Source organism: Photobacterium toruni, from assembly GCF_024529955.1.
In the GTDB taxonomy this organism is placed as follows: domain Bacteria; phylum Pseudomonadota; class Gammaproteobacteria; order Enterobacterales; family Vibrionaceae; genus Photobacterium; species Photobacterium toruni.
On sequence record NZ_AP024854.1, the window covers coordinates 635,230 to 653,160 of the forward strand.

At 42.3% G+C, this 17,931-nt stretch carries 11 protein-coding genes, 6 tRNA genes and 3 rRNA genes; 12 read left to right on the top strand and 8 right to left on the bottom strand.

From position 1 onward, the window contains the following. Positions 1-25: 25 nt before the first annotated feature. The 5 genes from OC457_RS03165 to metN all read right to left on the bottom strand — a co-directional run bounded on the left by OC457_RS03165 (position 26) and on the right by metN (position 5,255). The gene (locus OC457_RS03165) at positions 26-1,741 is read right to left on the bottom strand and encodes a proline--tRNA ligase (protein WP_080175674.1); all 1,716 of its coding nucleotides are present in this window, start codon (positions 1,739-1,741) and stop codon (positions 26-28) included. A gap of 126 nt (positions 1,742-1,867) precedes the next feature. Then, a complete protein-coding gene (gene tsaA, locus OC457_RS03170) occupies positions 1,868-2,569 on the bottom strand; it encodes a tRNA (N6-threonylcarbamoyladenosine(37)-N6)-methyltransferase TrmO (protein WP_080175673.1) in 702 nt (233 codons plus the stop codon). A 99-nt stretch (positions 2,570-2,668) separates the two neighbouring features. Beyond that, on the bottom strand, positions 2,669-3,484 hold the full coding sequence (locus tag OC457_RS03175) for a MetQ/NlpA family lipoprotein (RefSeq protein ID WP_080175672.1): 816 nt from the start codon (positions 3,482-3,484) through the stop codon (positions 2,669-2,671). A 60-nt stretch (positions 3,485-3,544) separates the two neighbouring features. Further along, entirely contained in the window at positions 3,545-4,231 is a 687-nt protein-coding gene (locus OC457_RS03180; protein ID WP_080175671.1) for a methionine ABC transporter permease, read from the bottom strand. Continuing rightward, on the bottom strand, positions 4,221-5,255 hold the full coding sequence (metN, locus tag OC457_RS03185) for a methionine ABC transporter ATP-binding protein MetN (RefSeq protein ID WP_080175670.1): 1,035 nt from the start codon (positions 5,253-5,255) through the stop codon (positions 4,221-4,223). Before metN ends, OC457_RS03180 begins: the two co-directional genes overlap by 11 nt. A gap of 303 nt (positions 5,256-5,558) precedes the next feature. On the opposite strand from metN, the gene gmhB reads away from it, so the two are divergent. From gmhB to OC457_RS03235, 10 genes are all read left to right on the top strand, one after another. Next, positions 5,559-6,116: a D-glycero-beta-D-manno-heptose 1,7-bisphosphate 7-phosphatase gene (gene gmhB, locus OC457_RS03190; protein ID WP_080175669.1), complete on the top strand. Its 558-nt coding sequence runs from the start codon at positions 5,559-5,561 to the stop codon at positions 6,114-6,116. Positions 6,117-6,773: 657 nt separating this feature from the next. Further along, positions 6,774-8,332 (top strand): 16S ribosomal RNA (locus tag OC457_RS03195). Positions 8,333-8,433: 101 nt separating this feature from the next. Further along, positions 8,434-8,509 (top strand) — tRNA-Glu (locus OC457_RS03200). Between the two features lie 21 nt (positions 8,510-8,530). After that, positions 8,531-8,606, top strand: a tRNA-Lys gene (locus OC457_RS03205). Between the two features lie 68 nt (positions 8,607-8,674). Beyond that, a tRNA-Val gene (locus tag OC457_RS03210) sits at positions 8,675-8,750 on the top strand. A 44-nt stretch (positions 8,751-8,794) separates the two neighbouring features. Beyond that, positions 8,795-8,870 (top strand) — tRNA-Ala (locus OC457_RS03215). 320 nt (positions 8,871-9,190) lie between these two features. Next, positions 9,191-12,084 (top strand): 23S ribosomal RNA (locus tag OC457_RS03220). A gap of 139 nt (positions 12,085-12,223) precedes the next feature. Beyond that, positions 12,224-12,339, top strand: a 5S ribosomal RNA gene (rrf, locus tag OC457_RS03225). The 16S, 23S and 5S rRNA genes sit together here with 6 tRNA genes alongside, the layout of an rRNA operon. Before the next feature lie 68 nt (positions 12,340-12,407). Continuing rightward, positions 12,408-12,484: transfer RNA gene (locus OC457_RS03230), tRNA-Asp, on the top strand. Between the two features lie 36 nt (positions 12,485-12,520). Further along, positions 12,521-12,597 (top strand) — tRNA-Trp (locus OC457_RS03235). Positions 12,598-12,806: 209 nt separating this feature from the next. Here the strand turns inward: OC457_RS03235 and OC457_RS03240 are convergent. Continuing rightward, positions 12,807-13,842 (bottom strand): IS630 family transposase gene (locus OC457_RS03240; RefSeq protein WP_262054071.1). Its coding sequence is split into 2 segments (ribosomal slippage): positions 12,807-13,382 and positions 13,384-13,842, totalling 1,035 coding nucleotides; the frame shifts between segments, so codons are not numbered across the junction. 530 nt (positions 13,843-14,372) lie between these two features. Between OC457_RS03240 and OC457_RS03245 the strand changes: the two genes are divergently transcribed. Then, positions 14,373-14,708, top strand: a complete 336-nt coding sequence (locus OC457_RS03245) for a DUF1904 domain-containing protein (RefSeq protein ID WP_080175856.1) — start codon at positions 14,373-14,375, stop codon at positions 14,706-14,708. Between the two features lie 95 nt (positions 14,709-14,803). Next, entirely contained in the window at positions 14,804-15,670 is an 867-nt protein-coding gene (locus tag OC457_RS03250) for an endonuclease/exonuclease/phosphatase family protein (RefSeq protein WP_080175857.1), read from the top strand. On the opposite strand, the gene OC457_RS03255 is transcribed toward OC457_RS03250, so the two are convergent. After that, positions 15,667-16,356 (bottom strand): Yip1 family protein, encoded by a 690-nt coding sequence (locus OC457_RS03255; RefSeq protein ID WP_080175858.1) that lies wholly within the window; start codon positions 16,354-16,356, stop codon positions 15,667-15,669. The genes OC457_RS03250 and OC457_RS03255 overlap by 4 nt on opposite strands. After that, positions 16,353-17,909: a LysM peptidoglycan-binding domain-containing protein gene (locus OC457_RS03260; protein ID WP_080175916.1), complete on the bottom strand. Its 1,557-nt coding sequence runs from the start codon at positions 17,907-17,909 to the stop codon at positions 16,353-16,355. The genes OC457_RS03255 and OC457_RS03260 overlap by 4 nt, the downstream gene beginning before the upstream one ends. Positions 17,910-17,931: the final 22 nt, after the last annotated feature.

The window sequence follows — 17,931 nt, forward strand, 5'->3', positions numbered from 1 at the left end:
CTTTTAAAATTTATATGGTTGTTAATTAAGCCATTTTTTGCTTAAGAAAGTCCATGATATCAGCAGCCATAACGGCTTCTTTAGTACCAGTACGACGGTTCTTATATTCCATCTCACCATTTTCAAGGCTACGATCGCCAATCACGATAGTGTGAGGAATACCAATTAATTCCATATCAGAGAACATTACACCTGGACGCTCTTTACGATCGTCAAATAATACTTCGACACCCATTGCAGTAAGATCTGCATATAGCTTCTCTGCCGCTTCTTGAACGCGCTCTGATTTGTGCATGTTCATCGGTACGATAGCGACTTGGAATGGCGCTAGAGCGTCAGGCCAGATGATGCCGTATTTATCGTTGTTTTGTTCGATAGCTGATGCCACAACGCGTGATACACCAATACCGTAACAACCCATCTCTAGAATTGAACTCTTACCGTTTGAATCAAGTACGCTACAGTTCATCTTATCAGAGTAAGTGGTACCTAATTGGAAGATATGACCTACTTCGATACCACGTTTTAGCATCAAGGTACCTTGACCACATGGGCTTGGATCACCTTCAACAACGTTACGTAGATCATCAACACGGCCAAGTTCAACGTCACGGCCCCAGTTGATACCGATGTTGTGCTTACCGTCGATGTTAGCACCAGCAGCAAAGTCACTCATTACAGCAACAGAGCGGTCAACGATAAATGGTAGTTTAAGACCAACAGGACCTAAAGATCCTGCACCTGCACCAACAAGCTCACGCATTTCTTCTTCAGTCGCCATCTCTAATGGAGATGCAACTTCTACAAGGTTTTCAGCTTTGATTTCGTTAAGCTCGTGGTCACCACGGATGATCAATGCCACGATAGGTGCATCGATTTCATCAGAAGCTTTAACGAATAATGTCTTCACTGTTTTTTCGATAGCAATGCCGTGTTGTTCAACCAATTCTGCAATAGTTTTTGCATTGGGTGTATCAATCACTGTCATTGCTTGCGTTGGTTCTGCACGCTCAACAGCAGGAGCAATTGCTTCTGCTTTTTCGATGTTAGCTGCGTAATCAGATTCAGTAGAGAATGCGATTAAGTCTTCGCCACTTTCAGCCAATACGTGGAACTCTTGAGAACCATTACCACCGATTGCACCTGAGTCAGCTAATACTGGACGGTATTCAAGACCCATGCGGTCAAAGGCTTTACAGTAAGCTGCATGCATTGTATCGAAAGACTTTTGTAGTCCATCTTTATCAATATCAAAGCTGTAAGCATCCATCATGCAGAATTCACGTGCACGCATTACGCCAAAACGAGGACGGCGTTCATCACGGAATTTAGTCTGAATTTGGTATAAGTTTAGCGGTAATTGCTTGTAAGAGCTTACTTCGTTACGTACAAGACTCGTGATCACTTCTTCAGCTGTTGGGCTAAGTACAAACGGACGGAAATGACGGTCAGTAAAGCGAAGTAGTTCAGGGCCCATTTTTTCAGAGCGGCCTGTCTCTTCCCATAGTTCAAACGGCTGAACAACGGGCATCAAGGTTTCGATTGCGCCTGCATTATCGATTTCTTGGCGAACGATGTTTTCGACTTTACGCAGCACACGCAGACCTGTAGGTAGCCAAGTGTATAAACCTGAAGCTAACTTACGGATCATGCCTGCACGTAGCATTAGTTGGTGACTAATGACTTCTGCGTCGTTTGGCGTCTCCTTCAGGGTAGAAAGAAGATATTTACTGGTACGCATTGATGGTATCCGTTATTGATAAAAGGAAAGAGAAGGAACTGATGTTCCACCCGTCAGTTTGATGACGATAGCCCGCTATATTACCAGTCTCAGCGCTATTCGACAAAGATAACTACATAAGATCTATTATTGATTAATGGTATCGATACTAATTACGTGAACCAGAGACTCTGTAACTGTAAACTGAATATTGAAATCAAATAAATTTACCGCATAAATTTTATTATCAGCCTTGCCTTTTTTATAGGCTGGGCGTGGATCTTGAGCTAAGACTTCGGTGATCACAGCGCGATGATAATTGGCTTGTTTACCACTTAATTGTTGTTGAGCACAATCACTAAACTGTACATCAAGTATTGGTGGTAGTTCAGAGGCAAAGCCACCTAAAGCATTAGGTAAACTGTCTGAGTAGGGAATATAAGGCTTAATGTCAATAATCGGCGTACCGTCAACTAAATCTGTTCCGCCAATATCTATAATGACTTGGCCATTGTGATGACGTACTCCTTTTAATTTTACTGCTGACATACCAATGCCATTAGGGCGAAAAGTCGCGCGACTGGCAAAAACGCCAATACGTTCATTGCCACCTAGACGTGGGGGACGTACCGTTGGTCGCCAGCCAGCTTCTAAATTTTGATCAAATAGAAATAATAGCCAAATATGACTAAATTGCTCAATGCTGCGTACCGCTTCTAATGAATTAGCTAGGCCTTGTAAGACAACCTCACAATGGGCGCTAGGTACTAATCCTGGCTGGCGAGGAACAGCGAATTTTTCTTTATATGGGGAGTGAACAATTCCGATAGGTTCAATGCTATAAGCCATCAAATTAAGCCAATATTAAGCTGAAGATAATGTCTCAATATAACACAAAAAGCAGGTGCTAAGGCCTGCTCTTAAATGTTGAAATGTTGATTTATGCGATTACCAGCCTTTAACTGCTCCACCATTGAAGATAGTTTGGGCGGAATTATAAACATCATCTGACTGGTAGGCCTGAATGAACTTTTGGACATTTTCGGCTTTAACGTTGTCTTCACGTGCAACAATAATATTGACATAAGGCGATCGTTTATCTTCTACAAAAACACCGTCTTTTTCTGGGGTTAGATTTAAGCTACTTGCATAAGTGGTGTTAATAATTGCCAAGGCAACATCATCTAATGATCGTGGTAATTGTGCCGCTTCTAGCTCAATAATGTTAAGGTTTTTTGGGTTAGTAACAATGTCGAGTACGGTTGCTGTTAAACCTGCGTCTGCTTTTAGAGTAATTAAACCTTGCTGTTGCAATAACAATAATGAACGACCAAGGTTAGTGGGATCATTTGGAACCGAAATTTGATCACCATCTTTTAGCTCATCAACCGATTTAATCTTATTTGAATAGCCAGCTATAGGGTAAACAAAAGTGTTACCTGCAATTGCAAATTTATAACCACGATCTTTAATTTGTTGTTCAAGATAAGGCTTGTGCTGAAAAGCGTTAGCATCAATTGACCCTTCTGCTAATGCCGCATTAGGTGATACGTAATCAGTAAAAGTAATTAACTCGACATCAAGCCCATATTTGTCTTTAGCTTGTTTAGCAGCAACTTCTGCGACTTGTTCTTCAGCTCCCGCCATCACGCCAATTTTTACTTTATTGTTATCAACCACGACTTCTTGGTCACTACAACCAGCAAGAGTGACCGCTGCGGCAACGCCAGCAATGGTAAAAAGATGTTTAAGATTGAACGCCATAGTATTTCTCCTTAAATGGGCTTTCCCTGATGATGTAACTACAAGTAATAAGTTTGTGTTTTAACGATGATCAACCCGCTTAACGAGGTGATCACCAATAGATTGAATAAGTTGTACTAAAATAACTAACATGATGACGGTGATTGCCATTACTGTGCCATCAAAACGTTGATAACCATAACGAATACCGACATCACCTAAACCGCCACCGCCGACCGTTCCTGCCATTGCTGAATAACTGATTAAGGTAACTAAGGTGATTATGATGGCATTAATTATTGCTGGTAGTGCTTCGGGTAATAATACCTTAGTGATAATCTGCATTGGGGTTGCGCCCATTGCTTGGGCTGCTTCTATTAATCCAGTTGGAATTTCTAATAATGCCCCTTCAACTAAACGTGCAATAAAAGGAATAGCCCCAACCGTAAGCGGTACTATTGCGGCGGCCGTACCAATGGAACTGCCAACCACAAACCGAGTAAAAGGAATAATTGCAACTAACAAAATAATAAAAGGAATAGAACGACCAATATTCACCACAATCCCGAGTATTTTATTTAATAGCGGATTTTGCCATAAACCGTTTTTCTTGGTGAGGTGAAGAGCAACTCCTAGCGGAATGCCAATGGCAAAACCAATGATACCTGCGACAAACACCATCGTTAATGTTTGTCCTAGTGCCTCGATAAGTAATTCAGTTAGGCGTTGATTGCTCTGCCACCATGTTGTTATTGAATTAAGCGACATAGCCTAGTACCTCGACATTTAATTTGTGATCACGTAAAAAGCTAATAGCATTATCAATGGCTGTTTGAGTACCGAAAAATTCAGCTAACATCAGACCAAATTTAACGCCGCCAGCATAATCCATATTTGAACTTAATATGCTGATATCAAGATTAAACTCACGTGCAACCTGACTAATTAAAGGTGCATCAACAGAGTCACCAGTAAATTCAAGTCGAATTAAGGGATAACTTCCTTTGATAGGGTTTGGCGTCATTCTTACTTGATAATCTTCAGGAATCGATAAATCTAACGTTGAGCGAATAAAGGCTTTAGCTAATTCTGTTTTAGGATGTGCAAAAATATCACCTACTAAACCTTGTTCAACTAACTCACCATCGCCGATGATTGCAACTTGATGGCAAATACGTTTAACCACATCCATTTCATGAGTAATTAACAAAATGGTTAAATTTAGCTGCTGATTAATTTTACGTAATAATGTAAGTATCGATTGGGTTGTTGCTGGGTCTAGTGCGCTGGTGGCTTCATCACACAGTAACACCTTAGGATCAGAGGCTAAAGCACGAGCAATAGCAACTCGCTGTTTTTGGCCGCCACTTAGGTTTGATGGATAGCTATGACGCTTATCTTCTAAACCAACCAGTGACAGTAGCTGTGTAACCTTGGTATTTATCGTTTGTTCTGAAACGCCTGCAAGTTCTAATGGTAAGGCTATATTGGCAAATACGGTACGTGATGCGAGTAAATTAAAATGCTGAAAAATCATGCCAATCTTACGGCGAGCTAAGGTTAATTCATTTAATGAGAGTTGTGTTAAATCGATACCATCAACAATGACATTACCATTAGTTGGTTTTTCTAATAAATTAACACAACGGATTAGTGTACTTTTTCCCGCCCCTGATGAGCCAATAACACCAAAAATCGTTCCTTGCTCTATAGTGAGGTTGATATTTTTTAGCGCATTTATCGCGTTATCACCTTGATAGAACACTTTATTGACTTGTTTTATTTCTATCATTGAACTTCCTGATTCTTAGATGAAACGATTATATGAGAGTGATGTTATAGCATACAAGTTGTTGATTGTTAGTTGCTGCGGTTAAATTATGTTTATAACTGTTAACATGATGCTATTGGTAATTAGTTTTTAAGTCAATAGCTATTTTTACGTCTAGACGTCCAAACGATTTTTGTGTCTATAACAAGGTTAAGTTCAATGACAATCAGCCTGGTAGAGGTGATAACTAATACTTTTCAATGCCAACTCGTGCCATAATCTAACCAATATTTAATTAATATCTAATTTGTTGAGGGCTTTCTTGTGGCCAAACCTGCTGTCTTTATTGATCGTGATGGCGTGATAAACGTTGATCGTGGCTATGTACATACTGTTGATGATTTTGAATACATTGATGGTGTTTTTGGTGCATGTAAAAAATTCAAAGAAATGGGTTATTTACTTGTTTTAGTCACCAATCAATCAGGTATTGCTCGTGGTCTATTTAGTGAAGATGAGTTTCTCTCTTTGACTGAATGGATGGATTGGAATTTCGAGGATCAAGGTATTGAGCTTGATGGTATTTACTATTGCCCACATCATGCAACTGAGGGTAAAGGTGAATACTTACAAGATTGTGATTGTCGCAAACCTAATCCTGGTATGTTGATATCCGCTCAAAGTGATTTAAACATTGATATGTCAAAATCAGTAATGATTGGTGATAAAGCTGATGATATGAAAGCTGCAATAGCTGCAGACGTCGCTTTAAAAGTATTAGTGCGTACAGGTAAAGCTATTACAGAAGAAGGTGAAGCTTTAGCTGATGCCGTTTTCGATGGCATCAAAAATGTTCCAATATGGCTAGCACAACAAGCATAATTGTTGTGAGATAAAGCAGTAGTTAAGCTACTGCTTTTATTTTAAAGCTATCAATAAAACCGCGCAGCACATTCCGCAATTAATCCTGCCATTGTAAATCATAACGACTATATCTTTTCTTTTACTTCTTTATCTAACGTCTTATCGTTTTAATTTTTATTTCAATCATCATTTTTAATTGTTAACGATATTTAATTTATATGAGAATTAAATGAAGTAAGCATTATTTTTGATTAAAAAACGAATGAAATATAATGTTTTGAACAAAAAAAAAGCAGTTGATTATTTTAGAGTAAAAAAACGATTGTCAGCCCATAAAATCTCCCTATAATGCGACCTCACTGACACGGACAACGGCGCAAGCGGTTACCGAAAGTCAGTATTGTTCTTTAACAATTTGACCATGCAATCTGTGTGGGCACTCGTTGAATAGTTAAGTCGAAAGATTTATCAATGAACTGAGTGACCTAGAGCTAGAAGTAGTTCGATTGCTTTTTTGTTTTACTTTTTTATAAAAAGTAAAAATAAGAAAGCGGCACAGTCAATTCATTACCATTCTGTTGGAATGGTAATAGCTTTAAAATTACACTCTTTATTTATAAAGAGTTAGTTTTGAAGTCAGTATTCATTGAGCCGGTCGAAAGACCAACAAAACTTTAATTGAAGAGTTTGATCATGGCTCAGATTGAACGCTGGCGGCAGGCCTAACACATGCAAGTCGAGCGGTAACAGAAAAGAAGCTTGCTTCTTTTGCTGACGAGCGGCGGACGGGTGAGTAATGCCTGGGAATATACCCTGATGTGGGGGATAACTATTGGAAACGATAGCTAATACCGCATAATCTCCGATCTTTTACGAGATGGGAGCAAAGAGGGGGACCTTCGGGCCTCTCGCGTCAGGATTAGCCCAGGTGGGATTAGCTAGTTGGTGGGGTAATGGCTCACCAAGGCGACGATCCCTAGCTGGTCTGAGAGGATGATCAGCCACACTGGAACTGAGACACGGTCCAGACTCCTACGGGAGGCAGCAGTGGGGAATATTGCACAATGGGGGAAACCCTGATGCAGCCATGCCGCGTGTATGAAGAAGGCCTTCGGGTTGTAAAGTACTTTCAGTTGTGAGGAAGGCAGTTAAGTTAATAGCTTAGCTGTTTGACGTTAGCAACAGAAGAAGCACCGGCTAACTCCGTGCCAGCAGCCGCGGTAATACGGAGGGTGCGAGCGTTAATCGGAATTACTGGGCGTAAAGCGCATGCAGGCGGTCTGTTAAGCAAGATGTGAAAGCCCGGGGCTCAACCTCGGAACAGCATTTTGAACTGGCAGACTAGAGTCTTGTAGAGGGGGGTAGAATTTCAGGTGTAGCGGTGAAATGCGTAGAGATCTGAAGGAATACCGGTGGCGAAGGCGGCCCCCTGGACAAAGACTGACGCTCAGATGCGAAAGCGTGGGGAGCAAACAGGATTAGATACCCTGGTAGTCCACGCCGTAAACGATGTCTACTTGAAGGTTGTGGCCTTGAGCCGTGGCTTTCGGAGCTAACGCGTTAAGTAGACCGCCTGGGGAGTACGGTCGCAAGATTAAAACTCAAATGAATTGACGGGGGCCCGCACAAGCGGTGGAGCATGTGGTTTAATTCGATGCAACGCGAAGAACCTTACCTACTCTTGACATCCAGAGAATTCGCTAGAGATAGCTTAGTGCCTTCGGGAACTCTGAGACAGGTGCTGCATGGCTGTCGTCAGCTCGTGTTGTGAAATGTTGGGTTAAGTCCCGCAACGAGCGCAACCCTTATCCTTGTTTGCCAGCACGTAATGGTGGGAACTCCAGGGAGACTGCCGGTGATAAACCGGAGGAAGGTGGGGACGACGTCAAGTCATCATGGCCCTTACGAGTAGGGCTACACACGTGCTACAATGGCGTATACAGAGGGCTGCAAACTAGCGATAGTGAGCGAATCCCACAAAGTACGTCGTAGTCCGGATTGGAGTCTGCAACTCGACTCCATGAAGTCGGAATCGCTAGTAATCGTGAATCAGAATGTCACGGTGAATACGTTCCCGGGCCTTGTACACACCGCCCGTCACACCATGGGAGTGGGCTGCACCAGAAGTAGATAGCTTAACCTTCGGGAGGGCGTTTACCACGGTGTGGTTCATGACTGGGGTGAAGTCGTAACAAGGTAGCCCTAGGGGAACCTGGGGCTGGATCACCTCCTTACCTAAAGACTTATACTGTTTTATGCAGTGTCCACACAGATTGCTTGGTCGAAATGTAAAAGAGCCGACGTAAGTTGCCCAACAACTTACGTTATGAACATTGTCCCGTTCGTCTAGAGGCCTAGGACACCGCCCTTTCACGGCGGTAACAGGGGTTCGACTCCCCTACGGGACGCCACTTCTCATTGAAGTGAAAATTGGGTCGTTAGCTCAGTTGGTAGAGCAGTTGACTTTTAATCAATTGGTCGCAGGTTCGAATCCTGCACGACCCACCATTTCCTTTCCACGAAGGAAAGCTAGTTTGGTTTTACTTTTTAAAGTGAAAACAAATAGCAACTATCGTGGGCGATTAGCTCAGTTGGGAGAGCACCTCCCTTACAAGGAGGGGGTCACTGGTTCGAGCCCGGTATCGCCCACCATTTTCTCTTTTTAGAGAACTTCTCCTAAAGAAGTAAAACTTTAAGGGGCTATAGCTCAGCTGGGAGAGCGCTTCGCTGGCAGCGAAGAGGTCTGCGGTTCGATCCCGCATAGCTCCACCACTTTATAAATGCATTCGCAAGAGTGTGGTTACAAAGTGGTTATCGTTAGATAATTGCATGCTCTTTAACAATCTGGAAAGTTGACTAGTAAATTTAATCGAAAGATTAATTTTAAAAAATGTTTTTGTTGCTTCTTGTAAAAGAAGAATAAAAACGAGTTCTCAAAACATACACATTCAAGTGTCTGTGTTTGCTTTCACTTTTTAAAGTGAAGACAAATAAATGAGTCCGGCGAAAAACCAATGTTTAATATTTTCTTGATCGGATTATTAAACACAAACCTTGGTTGTTTGAACATGCAAGACCTCTTGGGGTTGTATGGTTAAGTGACTAAGCGTACACGGTGGATGCCTTGGCAGTCAGAGGCGATGAAGGACGTATTAACTTGCGATAAGCCCAGATTAGGCAGTAAAAGCCACTTGAGTCTGGGATTTCCGAATGGGGAAACCCACTAGCATAAGCTAGTATCATTAACTGAATACATAGGTTAATGAAGCGAACCGGGGGAACTGAAACATCTAAGTACCCCGAGGAAGAGAAATCAACCGAGATTCCGGTAGTAGCGGCGAGCGAAACCGGATTAGCCCTTAAGTTAGTTCAGCGTTAGGTGAAGGTTCTGGAAAGTACCGCGATACAGGGTGATAGCCCCGTAACCAACAACGCTTTATTAGTGAAATCGAGTAGGACGGGACACGTGATATCCTGTTTGAACATGGGGGGACCATCCTCCAAGGCTAAATACTCCTGACTGACCGATAGTGAACCAGTACCGTGAGGGAAAGGCGAAAAGAACCCCTGTGAGGGGAGTGAAATAGAACCTGAAACCGTGTACGTACAAGCAGTAGGAGCCCACTTGTTGGGTGACTGCGTACCTTTTGTATAATGGGTCAGCGACTTAATTTTAGTAGCAAGGTTAACCGTTTAGGGGAGCCGTAGGGAAACCGAGTCTTAACTGGGCGAATTAGTTGCTAGGATTAGACCCGAAACCGAGTGATCTAGCCATGGGCAGGTTGAAGGTGAGGTAACACTTACTGGAGGACCGAACCGACTAATGTTGAAAAATTAGCGGATGACTTGTGGCTAGGGGTGAAAGGCCAATCAAACTCGGAGATAGCTGGTTCTCCCCGAAAGCTATTTAGGTAGCGCCTCGGACGAATACTACTGGGGGTAGAGCACTGTTAAGGCTAGGGGGTCATCCCGACTTACCAACCCTTTGCAAACTCCGAATACCAGTAAGTAATATCCGGGAGACACACGGCGGGTGCTAACGTCCGTCGTGAAGAGGGAAACAACCCAGACCGCCAGCTAAGGTCCCAAAGTTATAGCTAAGTGGGAAACGATGTGGGAAGGCTCAGACAGCCAGGATGTTGGCTTAGAAGCAGCCATCATTTAAAGAAAGCGTAATAGCTCACTGGTCGAGTCGGCCTGCGCGGAAGATTTAACGGGGCTAAGCTATACACCGAAGCTGCGGCAATGTGAACTTGTTCACATTGGGTAGGGGAGCGTTCTGTAAGCCGTTGAAGGTGCATTGTAAAGTGTGCTGGAGGTATCAGAAGTGCGAATGCTGACATGAGTAACGATAAAGGGAGTGAAAAACTCCCTCGCCGGAAGATCAAGGGTTCCTGTCCAACGTTAATCGGGGCAGGGTAAGTCGACCCCTAAGGCGAGGCCGAAAGGCGTAGTCGATGGGAAACGGGTTAATATTCCCGTACTTCTTATAATTGCGATGGAGGGACGGAGAAGGCTAGGTGAGCCTGGCGACGGTTGTCCAGGTCCAAGTATGTAGGCTGATGGTTTAGGCAAATCCGGACCATCTTAAGGCTGAGATACGATGTCGAGCTACTACGGTAGTGAAGTCATTGATGCCATGCTTCCGGGAAAAGCTTCTAAGCTTCAGATTATAAGAAATCGTACCCCAAACCGACACAGGTGATCAGGTAGAGAATACCAAGGCGCTTGAGAGAACTCGGGTGAAGGAACTAGGCAAAATGGTACCGTAACTTCGGGAGAAGGTACGCTCCTAGCGGTGATGAGACTTGCTCTCTAAGCTGCCGGGAGTCGCAGATACCAGGTGGCTGCAACTGTTTATTAAAAACACAGCACTGTGCAAAATCGAAAGATGACGTATACGGTGTGACGCCTGCCCGGTGCCGGAAGGTTAATTGATGGGGTTAGACTTCGGTCGAAGCTCTTGATCGAAGCCCCGGTAAACGGCGGCCGTAACTATAACGGTCCTAAGGTAGCGAAATTCCTTGTCGGGTAAGTTCCGACCTGCACGAATGGCGTAATGATGGCCACGCTGTCTCCACCCGAGACTCAGTGAAATTGAAATCGCAGTGAAGATGCTGTGTACCCGCGGCTAGACGGAAAGACCCCGTGAACCTTTACTATAGCTTGGCACTGAACATTGACCCTACATGTGTAGGATAGGTGGGAGACGTTGAAGCAACCGCGCCAGTGGTTGTGGAGTCAATCTTGAAATACCACCCTTGTATGCTTGATGTTCTAACGTCGACCCCTTATCGGGGTTACGGACAGTGCCTGGTGGGTAGTTTGACTGGGGCGGTCTCCTCCCAAAGAGTAACGGAGGAGCACGAAGGTGGGCTAATCACGGTCGGACATCGTGAGGTTAGTGCAATGGCATAAGCCCGCTTGACTGCGAGAATGACAATTCGAGCAGGTGCGAAAGCAGGTCATAGTGATCCGGTGGTTCTGAATGGAAGGGCCATCGCTCAACGGATAAAAGGTACTCCGGGGATAACAGGCTGATACCGCCCAAGAGTTCATATCGACGGCGGTGTTTGGCACCTCGATGTCGGCTCATCACATCCTGGGGCTGAAGTCGGTCCCAAGGGTATGGCTGTTCGCCATTTAAAGTGGTACGCGAGCTGGGTTTAGAACGTCGTGAGACAGTTCGGTCCCTATCTGCCGTGGGCGTTGGATGATTGAGAGGGGCTGCTCCTAGTACGAGAGGACCGGAGTGGACGAACCGCTGGTGTTCGGGTTGTATCGCCAGATGCATTGCCCGGTAGCTAAGTTCGGAATCGATAACCGCTGAAAGCATCTAAGCGGGAAGCGAGCCTCAAGATGAGTCATCCCTAGACCTTTAAGGTCTCTAAAGGGTTGTTGAAGACTACAACGTTGATAGGTCAGGTGTGTAAGTGCTGCGAGGCATTGAGCTAACTGATACTAATTGCCCGTGAGGCTTAACCATACAACACCCAAGGGGTTTTTCTTCTCAAAAGAGAAGATACGGACTCTACAAACGCTTGAATGACGTGTTGAGAACAAACTAGTTAGATTTTCCCAGATTGCTATTTATTGCCACAAGGCAATAAATAAACCAGAATTTGCTTGGCGACCATAGCGTTATGGACCCACCTGATCCCATGCCGAACTCAGTAGTGAAACGTAATAGCGCCGATGGTAGTGTGGGGTCTCCCCATGTGAGAGTAGGACATCGCCAGGCTTTAATTTCGTTTTTATCTTTTATAAAGGTAGAGACAACAAGTTGCATTTATGCTGAATAGACACTGCGGAGTGGTAGTTCAGTTGGTTAGAATACCGGCCTGTCACGCCGGGGGTCGCGGGTTCGAGTCCCGTCCACTCCGCCATTATTTAAGACAGAGTTAAGTCTTTAAAATAACTACAGGGGTGTAGCTCCAACTGGCAGAGCAGCGGATTCCAAATCCGCGTGTTGGGAGTTCGAATCTCTCCACCCCTGCCATCTTCAAGAAAGCCTCGACAGAAATGTCGGGGCTTTTTTACATCTGTATAATTTAGATCTCCGACAACAAATATATCAGCGGATTCGCCATACCAAAAATCAGCGCGTGTTGGGAGTTCGAATCTCTCCACCTCTGCTATCTTCAAAGAAAGCCTCGACAGAAATGTGAGGATTTTTTACATCTGTATGATTTATACCAATCTGGAAAATTAACTGGTCAGGTTGATCCAATCTCTTGAACACATTCTAGTGATGCGTGAAGCCGATTCATTAAACTGATTCCATGCAAGGCAGACCTTATCGAGAATGTCGTTATAATCAGAAAAATTTTGATTAGCGAGATAGTGTTGTCGTAACCAACTCCAAACTTGTTCTATTGGGTTAAGTTCTGGAGAATATGGTGGAAGTTTGATGATGCTGAGATTATTAAACGGATTAGCAATATCGTCAGTATGCCAGCCTGCACCATCCATCACTACAATAGCATAACGACCTTTTTCTGTGGTTCGTGATATCTGAGCAAGGTGCTCAGTCATTATTTTTTTATTTACCCAAGGTACCACTAACGCCTCACCAACTCCTCTTGCTGGGCACACCGAACCAAATAGATAAGCATATTCAAACTGCTGTTGTTTTATCGCTCTTGGTCGAGTTCCTCGTTCAGCCCAAAGACGGGTAGTGGTATTTTGTTGTCCAAATCTTGCTTCATCTTGAAACCATACATCGACCTTATCGAGCGCTATATGTCCTGGGATCTTAAGGATCGTTTCAATTTTAAATTTTTTTAAAATTATCCTGAGTTTGCTGTGATTGTTTTGGATGTTTTGACCGTGATGTTATCCACGAAAAGCCCATGCGCTTAAGTAGATAATAGATAGAATCTGGGTGGTAGTTTTTATCAAATTCTTTGAGAATGTAAGCATGAATATCCGCGCCTATTAATCGCCCGCCAGAAGAGTCTTGAGCTTTAAGTTTAATATAATTGGATAGCTGCTCACGTTGTTTAGGTGAGAGAAATGCAGGGCGACCACTACGCGTTTTTTCTTGAAGCCCTTCTAAGCCTTCTTCAAGAAAGATACTCACCCATTTATTAACACTTGTTCGGCTAACTTTGAGATATTTAGCAATTTGAGTACGAGATTTACCTTCCTTGAAGTGCTCCAAGGCAAGTAATCTCATTTTCATTTGAATTGTTTTTTGTTGGCGAGCAAGCTTTTTAAAGTCGGTATTGTTTAGGCTGTCCATAGCGAATCTCATTTAAAAATGATGGCTTCAATTAGATCATAATTTTAGTTAGATTGGTATTAGATCTCCGACAACAAATATATCAGCGGATTCGCCATACCAAAAATCATCGCGTGTTGGGAGTTCGAATCTCTTCACCCCTGCCATCTTCAAGGAAGCCTCGACAGAAATGTGAGGATTTTTTACATCGGTATAATTTAGATCACCGACAACGAATAGATCAGTGGATTCGCCATACCAAAAATCAGCGCGTGTTGGGAGTTCGAATCTTTCCACCCCTGCCATCTTCAAGAAAGCCTTGGCAGTAATTTTAGCGTTTATTGTCAATAAGTTCTTTTAGTTATCGAGTGTCCTTATAAAATTTAGGGTTTATAATTAAAACAATAGAAAGAAAGTGTCTATATTAGCGGCATGATGTCTGAGTATTCGTATTTAAATTCAATGTGGTGATTGGAAATAATAAAAATTCGAGATCGAATATTATTAAGTGGTAATGTAGTAGAGTAAATAGTCAATTTTGAGGAGTTTTTATGCCGCATCTTCGTTTTCGTGCAATTGCATTTGATACCGTAAAACAGCTATCAGCAACATTAGTTGATAACTTACAACCATTAATGGAATGTCCTCGTGAAGATTTCACATTAGAACATATTCCTGCATCATTTATTTTTGATGGTGAAGTGTCTGATGGTTACCCGTTTATTGAAGTCTTTTGGTTTGATCGTGGTCAAGAGGTTCAAGATCGTGTTGCTACAGTGATTACTGCAGCGATAAGGAAGGTTGTTGCCGATAATAATCAAGATGTCGCCGTTGTTTTTACCGCACTAACGCCCTCAGCGTATTACGATAATGGTCAGCATTATTAATGCTATAGCTATTCTTATCTAGTTTTATTTTTTTATTTTATGATGACATTGGTCCGTTAATGTAATGGACATAAGTTGTCTATGTAGGCGCTATTATGGCACGTAGAACAAAAACAAAAGTAGTTGCTGGTTTAGGTGTCGTGGCAGGTGCATTGGGATTAGGGGCGTTTAACTCATCATTTGATGTAACAATGCAACCTGAAGTGACTAATGAAGTTTTCGCCCCACATTTTACCTATCGATGTATTGAAAGTGAAATTGCGCCACCGTTGGATAGTAATGGTGTGCTTACGGTTGCTGTCTGGAATATTTATAAGCAGCAACGGACTAATTGGCGTCAAGCATTAGAAGGGTTTACTCAGCAAAGTGATTTGGTGTTATTGCAAGAAGCGAGTTTAAATACTGAACTAAAAAATTATTTAGATGCTAATCATTGGCAAGTCAGGATGGCTAATGCATTTCGTTTTCTTGATACACCTGCCGGTGTGATGAATTTATCGCGTGTATCCTCACGCCAAACATGTGCTTATTTAGCAATGGAACCCTGGCTACGGTTGCCTAAATCGGCGTTATTATCACAATTTACATTATCTGATGGTCAAACACTTGCAGTGGTTAATCTTCATGGGGTTAATTTTGCTATTGGTTTAAATGAGTATAAGCAGCAATTAGATAGTTTAAAAACGGTATTAGAACAACATCAAGGACCAATTATATTAGCGGGTGATTTTAATACGTGGCGTAAAGCTCGAATTAAAGTAGTACGTGCTTTTGCTCATTCTTTAGGGCTAAAAGAAGTGCAGTACCATAATGATCAGCGAGTCCGTATATTAGGCAAGCCACTTGATCACCTTTATTATCGTGATTTGCAATTAGTAAAAGCAGAAGCACCGAAGACCGATGCTTCTGATCATAATCCATTGTTAGCGACGTTTAAATTAACTCACTCAGTAATACATTAAGCGGTAATAATTAGTAGTGGCCATACAATAAGTGTTAATACCCAAGGAAGCACCGCAACAATAATGGCTTTTGCACGATCAAGATCTGTCCAAGCACTCACTGCTGCGTAAGTTAAAGCGATATACCATGGTGCTAATAACGGCATGGTAGTCGCTAGAGCGGCCCAACGATTATTTAACGGCAATTTTAAAAGACCATTAATACTGTTTAAGTCAGCAGCATTAGGTAGGATATTATTGGTGTTAAAAACAATATTAATATAACTAGCAATATCACCAATAAATGATGGCAGCATAATAAAACACGCTGCCGCAAGCCATTTGCCATAGCTGTGCTGATGCTTGCTACCTTTAGTCGCTAACTTTAGCCATAGAGCAAGTACAAAAATTACTACCGTTCGGCCTGTGATATCACTAAATACCTCTCCTGCAAGTAATACTTCCCGTGTTAACCAAGCCTGCTGTACATTTTCACCAACGTTACCTAGTTGGGCCTGTATAGTTTGTTGTAGCCATGGCATATCAACATGATTAAAGTAACTTCCCCATAGAATAAAGGAGCCTAAGCTGACCATTAAATAGGGTAAAATTGCCCATTTCGGTCGTTCATAGATGGCTGCAAAGCATTCTATAGGTGAACGAAATAGATCGATAATAGCAATGATTGGATTTTTAGATGGTGTCATGCTTTAACCTTACGATGATCAATGACTAATTTTAGTTGTTGACCTTGTTTAATATATTTATTGTTAGCCAGATTATTCCATTTTTTAATCTCAGCAACAGAAACATTATAACGTTGAGCGATGACACTTAAACTATCGCCGTTTCGCACTTTGTAATGGATAGTTTTATGGTTAGCGATGATTTTCTTTGATGTGCTAACGGTTGATACTTTTAAGCGTTGTCCTTTATGTAACACGGCATTTTTACTGAGGCTGTTAAGTTGCTTAAGTTTTGCCACACTAGTGTTGTGCCTGCGGGAAATATTCCATAAGGTGTCACCTGGTTGCACTACATAATATTGTGCTTTCATATGGACAGCTGTATGGTGTTGAAGATTAACTAATGAGATTGGCGATGCTGGAATGATCAGTGATTGGCCAATATGAATCTTAGTGGTTTTAAGCTTATTTATTTTTTGAATAGCTTTAATGCTGCTGTGGTAGCGTTTTGCAATTAATCCTAAGCTTTCACCTGATTTTACGCGATGATTATGAGTAATCATGCTTATGTTACGATTTTGTGCTAATTCACGCTCAAAACGGCTGACTTTGTTGATTGGTAATAAGAGATGATTGAGTCCATTAGGTGCAGTAACACCGCGGCGATAGGCTGGATTAAGATCTTTTAATTCACTGGTACTGATACCCGCAAATTTTGCAGCAATGGTAAGATCCATTTGTACGCCAGGTTTAACAATAGCGATAACTGGCTTATTACTGATTGACTCAATATGGAAACCATATTTTTTAGGGTGCATGATGATATCAGCAACCGCATACAGTTTTGGAACATAACTACTGGTTTCATTGGGTAAATCAAGATCCCAATAATCAGTTGGTTTACCTGCGGCTTTATTTTTACTTATTGCATTAAATACACGGCCTTCACCAGTGTTATAAGCCGCAAGTGCCTGCTGCCAATTACCATCAAACTTTTTATTTAAGTATTCAAGCAAATTAAGTGCCGCGGTAGTTGATTTTACTACGTCACGACGACCGTCATACCAGCTATTTTGTTTTAGACCAAAACGGCGGCCAGTATCGGGAATAATTTGCCATAAACCAGCAGCTGCCATACTTGAATAAGCATGAGGGTCAAATGAACTTTCTACAATAGGTAAAAGAGCCAGTTCTAGTGGCATACCTCGTTTTTCAACTTGTTCTGTGATGTAGTACAGAAAAGGTTGAGCACGTTGGGCAATAATTTCAAGATTGCGCGGGTTATTTAAATACCAATTACGATAATATTGAACACGTTTGTTGTTAGGAATTTTAGTGGTGATCTGCATCGCAATGCGATTCCAGACATTTTTCTGTTGTTGAGGCGTTAGTTGAGCCACAACTGGTTGTGTTTTTTTGATAACAGGAATTAGCGGTACTACAGTTTCAACTGGAGTATTAGTTGGTTGCTCAACGACAGTTTTTGGTTGGTTAGTATCGACCTGGATTGTCTCTTTTGTCGTCTGACAACCAGCGATAACAAGCACACTTGCTAAAAGAATTTTGAATTTCATGACAGTCGTTTGTAGCCAAAAT

Excerpts from the sequence above, each read along its gene's own strand:
- tsaA (WP_080175673.1), bottom strand. The coding sequence starts at position 2,569 with ATGGCTTATAGCATTGAACCTATCGGAATTGTTCACTCCCCATATAAA.
- OC457_RS03260 (WP_080175916.1), bottom strand. The coding sequence starts at position 17,909 with ATGAAATTCAAAATTCTTTTAGCAAGTGTGCTTGTTATCGCTGGTTGT.
- OC457_RS03175 (WP_080175672.1), bottom strand. The coding sequence starts at position 3,484 with ATGGCGTTCAATCTTAAACATCTTTTTACCATTGCTGGCGTTGCCGCA.
- OC457_RS03245 (WP_080175856.1), top strand. The coding sequence starts at position 14,373 with ATGCCGCATCTTCGTTTTCGTGCAATTGCATTTGATACCGTAAAACAG.
- OC457_RS03180 (WP_080175671.1), bottom strand. The coding sequence starts at position 4,231 with ATGTCGCTTAATTCAATAACAACATGGTGGCAGAGCAATCAACGCCTA.
- metN (WP_080175670.1), bottom strand. The coding sequence starts at position 5,255 with ATGATAGAAATAAAACAAGTCAATAAAGTGTTCTATCAAGGTGATAAC.
- OC457_RS03250 (WP_080175857.1), top strand. The coding sequence starts at position 14,804 with ATGGCACGTAGAACAAAAACAAAAGTAGTTGCTGGTTTAGGTGTCGTG.
- OC457_RS03165 (WP_080175674.1), bottom strand. The coding sequence starts at position 1,741 with ATGCGTACCAGTAAATATCTTCTTTCTACCCTGAAGGAGACGCCAAAC.
- OC457_RS03255 (WP_080175858.1), bottom strand. The coding sequence starts at position 16,356 with ATGACACCATCTAAAAATCCAATCATTGCTATTATCGATCTATTTCGT.